General features: G+C 72.2%; 7 protein-coding genes and 1 tRNA gene. 3 read left to right on the top strand and 5 right to left on the bottom strand.

The window, feature by feature from the left end; all coding sequences use genetic code 11:
• Positions 1–635, top strand: a 635-nt coding sequence (locus Q7T15_RS00425) for an integrase core domain-containing protein (protein WP_304692158.1), incomplete at its 5' end; no start/stop codon positions are given.
• Positions 636–669: 34 nt separating this feature from the next.
• On the opposite strand, the gene Q7T15_RS00420 is transcribed toward Q7T15_RS00425, so the two are convergent.
• The 5 genes from Q7T15_RS00420 to Q7T15_RS00400 form a co-directional block, all read right to left on the bottom strand.
• Positions 670–746, bottom strand: a tRNA-Met gene (locus Q7T15_RS00420).
• Between the two features lie 82 nt (positions 747–828).
• Complete coding sequence (locus Q7T15_RS00415) at positions 829–2,067, bottom strand: GAF domain-containing protein (RefSeq protein ID WP_304692155.1); 1,239 nt, start codon at positions 2,065–2,067, stop codon at positions 829–831.
• Between the two features lie 131 nt (positions 2,068–2,198).
• Entirely contained in the window at positions 2,199–3,068 is an 870-nt protein-coding gene (locus tag Q7T15_RS00410; RefSeq protein WP_304692153.1) for a bifunctional 2-polyprenyl-6-hydroxyphenol methylase/3-demethylubiquinol 3-O-methyltransferase UbiG, read from the bottom strand.
• Between the two features lie 5 nt (positions 3,069–3,073).
• Positions 3,074–6,001, bottom strand: coding sequence for a UPF0182 family protein (locus Q7T15_RS00405; RefSeq protein ID WP_304692151.1), 2,928 nt, complete (start codon positions 5,999–6,001; stop codon positions 3,074–3,076).
• 122 nt (positions 6,002–6,123) lie between these two features.
• Complete coding sequence (locus tag Q7T15_RS00400; protein WP_304692149.1) at positions 6,124–7,236, bottom strand: PDZ domain-containing protein; 1,113 nt, start codon at positions 7,234–7,236, stop codon at positions 6,124–6,126.
• Positions 7,237–7,318: 82 nt separating this feature from the next.
• Between Q7T15_RS00400 and Q7T15_RS00395 the strand changes: the two genes are divergently transcribed.
• Positions 7,319–8,716 (top strand): zinc-dependent metalloprotease, encoded by a 1,398-nt coding sequence (locus Q7T15_RS00395; protein ID WP_304692147.1) that lies wholly within the window; start codon positions 7,319–7,321, stop codon positions 8,714–8,716.
• Positions 8,717–8,750: 34 nt separating this feature from the next.
• Positions 8,751–9,632, top strand: coding sequence for a hypothetical protein (locus tag Q7T15_RS00390; protein WP_304692145.1), 882 nt, complete (start codon positions 8,751–8,753; stop codon positions 9,630–9,632).
• The last annotated feature ends 2 nt before the right edge of the window (positions 9,633–9,634 follow it).

The raw sequence follows: 9,634 nt of genomic DNA, 5'->3' as shown, positions 1-9,634 counted from the left end.
GGCCGTTTGACGCCGGTGGAGTTCGAGGCGATCATGACCACAAGGGCCGCGTCCGCGGCCTAAGAAGAAGAGTCACCGGAACCCTCAGCAGTCCCCTCCGCAGCCGGAACATCGTGCAGAAGAACGGCTCCCCCTCCCACCCGCAAACCCAGGGCAAGGTCGAACGGTTCCAGCAGACGATGAAGAACTGGCTCCGCGCCCACGACCCCCAGCCGACGACCATCAACGAGCTGCAGCTACTGCTCGATGAGTTCGCGACGGAATACAACCAGCACCGCCCGCACCGATCGCTGCCGCACAGAGCAACCCCCGCAGCCCACTACACAGCCCTGCCCAAAGCCGCGCCGATCGCAGGCGGCAGAGACCACGACGCACACACCCGAGTCCGCCACGACAAGGTCGACAAGACCGGCTGCATCACCCTGCGCATCGCCTCGAAACTGCACCACATCGGCATCAGTCGAACCCACGCAGGAACCCACGTCCTGGTCCTGGTGAACGACCTCGAGGTCGCGATCATCAACACCGCCACCGGCGAGCTGCTGCGCGAGCTCACCATCGACCCCAGCCGCGACTATCAGCCCACAGGACGACCGAAAGGACCCCAGAAACACGGGAAACCCCCGAACCAATAGGTTCGAGGGTTTCCTATGTCCTGAGACAGGACACTGGTTGCGGGGGCAGGATTTGAACCTACGACCTCTGGGTTATGAGCCCAGCGAGCTACCGAACTGCTCCACCCCGCGGCACGAGGGTTAACGATACCAGGGGGCGGAGCATCCGTCGAATCGAGGCGGTCGCTGCGCCGTCTCGGGCCGACAGGCGCGCTCAGGAGGCCTGCGCGAACTCGGCCTCCGCCGCCCAGACGACCTCCTGGGCGCGGCGGGCGAGGCTCACGAGCAGACCCCGCTCGGCGGCGGTGACGCTCGTGCGGGGCTCGCGGTCGATGACGCACACCGCCCCCACCGGGCGCCCGTCGGCACCCTCGATCGCGGCCCCCGCGTAGAAGCGGATGCCGTCGGGCGCGGTCACGAGCGGATTGTCGGCGAAGCGCGGGTCGCGCTGGGCGTCGAGCACGATGAGCGGCTCGTCGAGCTCGACGGCGTAGAGGCAGAACGAGTCCTGGATGGGGACGCTGTCGTTCGCGTGGCCCGTGCGGGCGACGTGCCACTGGCGGTCGGGACCGAGCACGGTCACGAGCGCCGACGGGGCGCGGAAGGCCGCCGCGGCGACCGTGACGATCCACTCGAGACGGGCGCGGTGCTGCGAGAGGGCGAGCACGAGGAGGTCGTTGCGGGCCGCGTCGGATGCGTCGAGCGCGCGCCGCCGGGCGACGGGCACTCCGACCACGCGATCGAGCTCGTCCATGAGCGCCGAGGCGAGGATCGTCCCGGTGAGGGCGTAGTCGCCGCGCGCGACGGCCGCATCGGGAGCGACGCCGTGCGCCGGCGACGCCGGCAGGCGGACGACGTCGACGCCCGTCTCGGTCGCGATGCGCGAGCGCAGGATCTCATTGAGCTCCTGCGCGCGCCGCTCGGCCCAGCCGAGGACGGCGCCGTGCAGCCCCGCGATCTCGCCGAGCTCGGGGATCTCGAGGATGACGAGTCGCGTCGCCCACCCGGCGGCCGCGCGCCAGCCCTCGAGGAGGTCGTGGATCGCATCGCGCCACGCGCGGGAGGTCTGGCCGGAGAGCACGTCGGCTCCCCCGAGGACGATCACGACGACGTCGTACCGGCCGGGCGAGGCGAGCCGGAGCTCGCGCGCGATGTCGGCGAGCCCCCACCGCTCGTCGGCGAGGACGTCGACGACGGCGCCGCGACCCGTTCCCGCGCGGAGCGCTCGTGCGACGGCGCCCGGCAGCGCGAGCTCGTGCGAGACGACGCCCCAGCCCACGGCAGCACCCGAGCCGACGAGCAGGACGCGGTCGGGCGAGGGCCCGTCGGCGACGGCGCGCGGGCCGTCGATCGGGCGCGGGACGGAGTCGCGGGCATCGGAGACCCACGCCTCCCACGCGCGGAGGACGGGGCGGAGGGACACCGCCATGGCGTCGGCGAGATCTGTCGACATGAGCACCTCCCGGGTCGGGTTGGGCTCAGGCTAGGCCCGCGGGGGCCATCGACCGAGTGTCCTCCGTTTGGAGGACAGACGGGATGTTCGTATAGCGAACGGGCCCCGCTCCGTCGAGCCGACGAGCCGCGTCAGTCGGCGCGGCGCGTCGCGCCGAGACTCATCCCCAGCGGGATCATCGGCTCGCCGGGCATGCGCCACATCCCGCTGCCGTCGCGCTCGCACGCCGCGAAGATCTGCCACGGCACGGCGTCGTGCTCGTGCAGGAAGTCGATGTCGAGGCCGGCGGCGATGAGGTCGGTGATCGTGCGGCCGAGGGGGTGCATCCACTCGACAGTGCGCGAGTTCGCGAGGGTCGCCTCGGGGTCGGCATAGTCGCCGTCCTCGTCGAGGGACAGCCCCTCCTCGCGGAAGTACCCGTAGGTCGGGACGGGGAAGGGGCGCCCGTCGTCCGCGTCGGTCGCGCCGGCGTCGTCGAAGACGAAGGCGGTCGGATGCCCGTCCGCAAAGTACAGCCGCCCGCCGGGCTTGAGGAACCAGGCGATGATGCGCGCCCACTCGGCGGTATCGGGCAGCCAGCCGATCGTGCCCCACGTCGTGTACACGACGTCGAAGCCCTCGGGGTCGGGCAGGCGGTGCCGGGCGTCGTACAGGTCGGCGCAGACGAAGCGCGTGCGTTCGGCGAGACCGAGCTCGTCGGCGAGCTCGCGCGCGGCGCGGATCGCGGGCATCGAGAAGTCGATGCCGACGACCTCGGCGCCGCGCTGCGCGAGAACGAGCGAATCGGCCCCGAAGTGGCACTGCAGGTGGAGGACGCGCAGGCCCGCCCAGCCGTCGGGCGCGACGCGCGGGAGCTCCGCCTCCTCGATCGGGTAGAGCCGACCCTCGCCCCGCTTCAACGGGGCGAGGTCGTAGAAGTCGCTGTCGAGATGCACGGGGACCTTCTCGTCCCAGTGGGCGCGGTTGAGCGCGACCCATTCGGGCTCGATGTCGGCTCCCACGCCGCCTACTCCTCTATCGTCGACTCGCTCAGCTCGAACAGCCGCTCGAGCGCCGCCTGCAGCCGCTCGTCGGCCTCGGCCGCCGCGACGAGGTCGTTGGCGGCGTACGCGGCCTCGCGGGCGAGGAGCGCCTCGCGGGCCTCCTGCAGCGCGGCCTCGAACGTCGCGTCGGGCGTCGTCGGCTCCGTCGGCTCGGTCGGCTGCTCGGGGTCGGTCGGCTCCTCCGGGTCGGTCGGCTCGAGCGGGTCGATGGGATCGACGTCGCCGTCGCCCGCCTCCGCCCCGGACTCCCCGCCGAAGAGGGCGTCGAGCGCCTGATCGAGCGTGTCCTCGAAGGCGATCTCGTTGCCGAACGCGACGAGCACCTTGCGCAGCAGCGGGTAGCTCGTGCCACCGGTCGACTGCACGTAGACCGGCTGGACGTAGAGCAGGCCGCCGCCGACCGGGAGGGTCAGCAGGTTGCCGCTGATGACCTCGGTCTCGCCCTGGCGCAGCAGGTTGAGCTGCTGGCCGACGTTCGCGTCGGAGTCGAACTGGTTCTGCACCTGGCCGGGGCCGGGCACGGTCGTCTGGCGCGGCAGGGTCAGGAGCGTGAGCTTGCCGTAGTCGTCACCGGCGTCGGCGTTGGCCGCGAGGTAGCCGTACAGGACGTTGCGGCTGTTCCCGCCCGAGGAGGCCGGGATGAACGTCGAGTACAGCGTGAACGCGGGGCTCTCCGTGCCGGGGACCTGCATCGTCAGGTAGTACGGCGGCTGCAGCGTGGGGTTCGCCGCGGCCGAGCCCGGGTCGTTCGGCGTGACCCACTCGTCGTCGCGCGAGAAGAACGAGCCGGGGTCGGTCACGTGGTACTCGCCGAGGATGTCGCGCTGCACCTTGAACAGGTCGGCCGGGTAGCGCACGTGATCGAGGAGCTCGTCGCTCATCTCGCTGATCGGCTCGAGCGTCGACGGGAAGATCTTCTGCCACGTCTGGAGGATCGGATCCTCGGTGTCCCACGCGAAGAGGGTCACGGAGCCGTCGTACGCGTCGACGGTCGCCTTGACCGAGTTGCGGATGTAGTTGATGTCGTCGATCGGGAACGTCGGCGTCGGCGTGTACGTGTCGGCGATCGCGGCCGAGAGCGGCACCGAGGTCGAGTACGGATAGTTCGCCGACGTGGTGTAGCCGTCGATGATCCACTGGATCCGACCGTCGACGATCGCGGGGTACGGGTCGCTGTCGAGCGTCAGGTACGGCGCGACCTTCTGCACCCGGTCGAGCGGGTTGCGGTCGTAGAGGATCTGCGACTCGTCGTTCACGGCGTCGGAGAGGAAGATCTGCTCCGACTGGAACTTGATCGCGTACAGCAGCTTCTTGAAGGCGTTGTCGAGCGCCGGCCCTCCCTCGCCCGTGAACGTGTAGGTGCGGTTGCCGGAGGTGTCGTCCTCCTCGCCGCCCTCGGAGGGGTAGTCGAGCTCGAGGGCCGGTGCACCCTCGGGGGCGCCGACGACCGAGTACTCGGGCGAGGTCTCGCCGAAGTAGATGCGCGGCTCGTACTCGCCCACCGAGTCCGAGAGCGGCCCGCTCGCGGGGATGCCCGCCTCGAGGAAGAGCGGCTGGCCGTCGTCGGCGCGCTGGTTGCCGTAAGCGGCGACGACCCCGTAGCCGTGCGTGAAGACGATGCGGGAGTTGTACCAGCTCTCCTCCGTCTGCTCGTTGGGGGTGAGCTCGCGGACGGAGATGACGGTGTCCTGGGTCTGGCCGTCGACCTCGTAGCGGTCGACGTCGAGGTACTGCGGGAACCCGTAGTACGGGCGGAACTGCTCGAGCTGCGCGAAGGCGTCGGTCACGAGCGCGGGGTCGATGATGCGGATGTTCGCGGTCGTCTCGGCGTCCTCCCGCAGCGCGCCCTCCTCGGCGCTCGTGGTGGCGGCGTAGGGCACCTCCTCGATGCCCGAGACGCCGTAGGCGTCGCGCGTGGCCTCGATGTTGCGCTCGATGTACGGCGCCTCGAGCGAGCGGGCGCTCGGCTCGACCTGGAAGCGCTGGACGATCCACGGGTAGACGCTCCCGACGAGCAGTCCGGAGACGATGAGCAGGGCGGTGCCCACGATCGCCAGGCGCCAGCGGCCGATGATCGCCGTGATGATGAAGAGGACCGCGATGAGCGCGGCGATGCCGGCGAGGATCTGCCGGCCGGGGATGGTCGCGAAGACCTCGGTGTAGCCGGCGCCCGCGGCGAGGAACCCGTCGCTCGGCTGAACCAGGGCGGCGTACTGGTCGAGCCAGATCGACACGGCCTGCAGTGCGATGTAGAGGGCGGCGGTGATCGCGAGCTGGATGCGCGCGGTGCGGGAGATGCGGACCTCGCGGCCCGTGAACCGGATCGCGCCGTAGAGGTAGCTCGTGGCGACCGCGGCGATCGCCGAGAGGAGGACGACGCCCGAGGCGAACGCGACGATGCCGCGCCAGAACGGGAGCTCGTAGATGAAGAAGGAGATGTCGAGGCCGAACTGCGGGTCGACGTCGCCGAACGGCGTCCGGTTGACCCACTGCAGGACCATCGGCCAGCGGCTCGCGGCGGCGACGCCCGCGAAGAGTCCGAGGACGGCCGGGATCCCGAGCATCGCGACCCGGCGCAGCGGCTCGACGACCTGCTGGTAGCGGTCGAGCTGGCTCGAGAGCTTCGCGTAGACGGGGCGCGAGCGGTACGCGATCTGCAGGCTCGCGAAGACCGGCACGAACATGCCGAGGAACCCGACGAGGAACATCCCGCCCGTCGCGAGCCACTGCGTCGTCAGCACGGGCAGGTAGCCGAGCTGGTCGAACCAGAGCACGTCGGTGTAGAAGTTCGCGAAGACGAAGAAGAGTACGACGATGACGGCGAGGATGCCGGCCGAGATCGCGAGAGTCGCCCGGCTGCGGTTGGCGGGCGGCGTTGCGGTGGACGTCACGGAGGGTCTCCTAGGAGTCGGGTGGCGAGCTCCGCCAGACTATCGGGCGCAACCTTGGCGGCGCCCCCGCGCTCGGCCGCTGTTCGCTCAGGGCGCGGATGCTCGGCGCGCGCTCCTCGCTGCTACGAGCCGCAGCGCGCGAGAGCGCTCCGGTCGCCGTCCTCCGCGACCGTCTGCAGGACGCCGATCGCGTCGTCGAGCGTCGCGACGCGGAAGACGTCGAGCCCGGCGGGGATGCTGCCGACGACCTCGTCGCAGTTCTCCGCCGGCGCGAGGAAGACCTCGGCGCCCGCATCCACCGCGCCGTACATCTTCTGCACGATGCCGCCGATCGGGCCGACCGTGCCGTCGGCGGCGATCGTGCCCGTGCCCGCGACCTCGGCGCCGCCGGCGAGCGAGCCGGGCGTGAGCTTGTCGATGATCCCGAGGGCGAACATCATGCCGGCGCTCGGCCCGCCGACGTTGGAGAGCTCGATCTCGACCTCGAACGGGAACTCGTAGTCGCCCGCGACGAGGATCCCGATGACGGGCACGCGGTTCTCCCCCTCGCTCAGCCGCGGAGTGACCTCGACCGTCCGCTCCCGACCGTCGCGCTCGATGCCGAGCACCACGGGGGATCCCGTGCCGTTGTCGGCGATCGCGGCGCGCAGCGCCGTGACATCCCGCACCGGCTCGCCTTGGATCGAGACGATCACGTCGTCGGCCTCGAGGAGGCCCACGGATGCGCCGCCCTCCTGCGCCTCGACGACGTACAGGCGGCTCTCGTAGGGCTCGCCGATCGCCCGCAGCGCCGCGGCGACGGCCTCCTGCTGCGAGTTCTCCATCTCGACGCGGCTCTGCTCGCGGCGATCGTCGGTCGAGAGGCCGGGAGGGAAGACCGACTCGAGCGGCACGACCGACTGCTCGGGGTCGAGCCACGCCGCGGCGACCTCGAACCACGAGGGCCGGGCCTCGGGGTTGCCGAGCACGTTGACCGTGAGCAGGCTCAGGGAGCCCTCGGTCGGGTAGGTCGGCTCGGTCGGGATCGTGATGAGGGGCACGTCCTCGCCCTCGACCGAGACCGAGCCGAGGGTGTCGAACACGGGCCCCGGCCGCTCGATGACGTACGGCGAGGGCAAGACGGCCATGCCGAGCACGCCGAAGACGGTCACGGCGAGCAGGAGCCAGCCGATTCGGCGGCCGCGCGAGCGCGCCTCGTCCTGCTCGGCGTCGGCGCCGTCGGTGAAGAGCGACACGGGTAGTTCCTCTCGAAATCCGGCCGTCAGCCTACGGCGAAACCCGGCCGGAGAGCGCGGGCGCCGCACTAGCGTAGGCGGCATGGCTGACGATTCCCTCGGCGGCGCCGAGGACGAGTTCCGCGAGATGATGCGCAAGTTCCTGGCGGGAGAGGGCGACATCGACCCCGCACGGCTCGCCGGCGCCGCGGGGCTCCCCGCCGACCCCGCGATGGTCGCCCGGCTCATGGGCCAGCTGCAGCGCGCGATGAACTCGAAGACCGAGGGCATCGACGAGAAGCTCGCGCGCGACGAGGCGGGCCGCATCGCCGCCACGGGCGCCGTCACGCCCTCCGCCGCCGAGCTCGAGGCGCTCCGGCAGGCCCTGCACGTCGCCGCGCTGTGGCTCGACGAGGCGACGAGCATCACGCAGCTCACGGCCGAGCCCTCGCTGCTCTCACGCGCGGACTGGGCCCGCCAGACCCTCCCGGTCTGGAGCCAGCTCGCCGAGCCCGTCGCGCTCTCGATCGCCGACGCCCTCACGGAGGCCCTCGACACCCAGGTGCCCGAGGAGCTCAAGGCGATGATGGGCGACGCGACCGGCATGATGCGGTCGCTCGGCGGCACGCTCTTCACGCTGCAGCTCGGGCACGTCGTCGGCCAGCTCGCCGCCGAGGTCGTCTCGGGCGGCGACATCGGGATCCCGCTCCTCCCGGGCCGGGACGACCACGACGTGCAGGCCGCCCTCCTCCCCCAGAACGTCGCGGCCTTCGCCCAGGGGCTCGACATCCCCCTCGACCAGGTGCACCTCTACCTCTCGGTGCGCGAGCTCGCGCACGCCCGGCTCTTCCGCCACGCCCGCTGGCTGCGCGCGCACCTCATCAGCGCGATCACCGACTACGCGCGCGGCATCAGCATCGACGCCTCGAGCATCGAGAGCGTCGCGGCCGACTTCGACCCCGCGAACCCCGAGAGCCTGCGCGAGGCCCTCACGAGCGGCGCGCTCATCCCGCCCAAGACCGAGTCGCAGCTCGCCGCCCTCGCGCGGCTCGAGACGACGCTCGCCCTCATCGAGGGCTGGGTCGACGTCGTCACCGCGGATGCGACGAGCCGACTCCCCCGAGCGGATGCCGCGGCCGAGACCGTGCGCCGGCGCCGCGCCGCGGGCGGGCCGGCCGAGTCGGCCTTCGCGACGCTCGTCGGGCTCGAGCTGCGCCCCCGCCGCCTGCGCGAGGCCGCCGCCTTCTGGCGCGCGATCACCGATGCCGTCGGCGCCGCCGCGCGCGACGACCTCTGGGGCCACCCCGACCTGCTGCCGACCGCCGAGGACATCGACGACCCGTCGCGCATCATCGCGGGCATCCAGGCCGGACCGGTCGACGACGACGCCTTCGACCAGGCGCTCAACGACCTGCTCGCCGGCGAGGGCGACCGCCCCGTCGAGGGCGCCCCGGGCGAGGAGCCGACCGAGGGCGACGACGAGGGCCCTGTGCACAACTGACGCCCCCGGCGGGGTCGCCGCGCATCATGTGCGCATGGTCCTGCGCATCGATCCGCGTCGCCCCCTCGTGTGGCGCACGCCGCACAGCATCCAGATCGGCGTCGACCCGGTCGTCGCGATCATCGACCGCGTCGATGACGGCGACGCGCGGCTCATCGCGGCGCTCGCGACCGGGGTCACGCGCAGCGGCCTCGCGATGCTCGCCTCGACGCTCGGCGTAGCCTCGGCCCGTCTCGACGAGCTGCTGGCCGCGCTCGAGCCCGCGTTCGCTCCCCCGCCCGTCGCGCCCGTGCGACGCGTGGCGGTGATCGGAGCGGTGCCGGCCGCGGGGCGCATCGCGCGCATCGTGGCCGACGCCGGGCATCCGGTCATCGCCGCGGCGCACGGCGCCGGGGTCCTCGACGAGTCGATCGACGCCGCGGTGCTCGTGAGCCACCACGTCATCGATCCGAACGAGCATCTCGCGTGGCTGCGCCGCGACATCGTGCACGTGCCGGTCGTGATCGGCGAGCAGGCGGCGACCGTCGGCCCGCGCGTCGAGCCCGGCACGACGCCGTGCCTCGCGTGCGTCGACCAGGCGCGGACGGCGGCCGACCCCTCGTGGCCCGCGATCGAGGCGCAGCTGTGGGGGCAGGAGGCGGCGGCCGACGCGCCGATGCTCGCGACCGAGGCCGCGATCGAGGTGCTGCGCGTGCTGCGCGAGCGCGACGCCGCGAGCGTGCGCATCGACGCCGTGACCGGCCGCCGTCACCGGCAGTCGTGGTCGCCGTCGTCCGGGTGCGGATGCCGCGGGCTCGAGCTCGGGCTCGCCCCCGTCGCCCTCGCCGACCTCGACCTCCCTGCCCACGGACCGGCAGGGCCCGCGACCGTCGCCGGCGCCGCCGGGCTCAGCGCCGCGCGGCCCCTCGCCGGCTGACG

The organism is Microcella sp., assembly GCF_030645145.1.
In the GTDB taxonomy this organism is placed as follows: domain Bacteria; phylum Actinomycetota; class Actinomycetes; order Actinomycetales; family Microbacteriaceae; genus Microcella.
The sequence above is the reverse complement of the archived record's forward strand: the minus strand, read 5'-3'. Positions and strand labels throughout refer to the sequence as shown.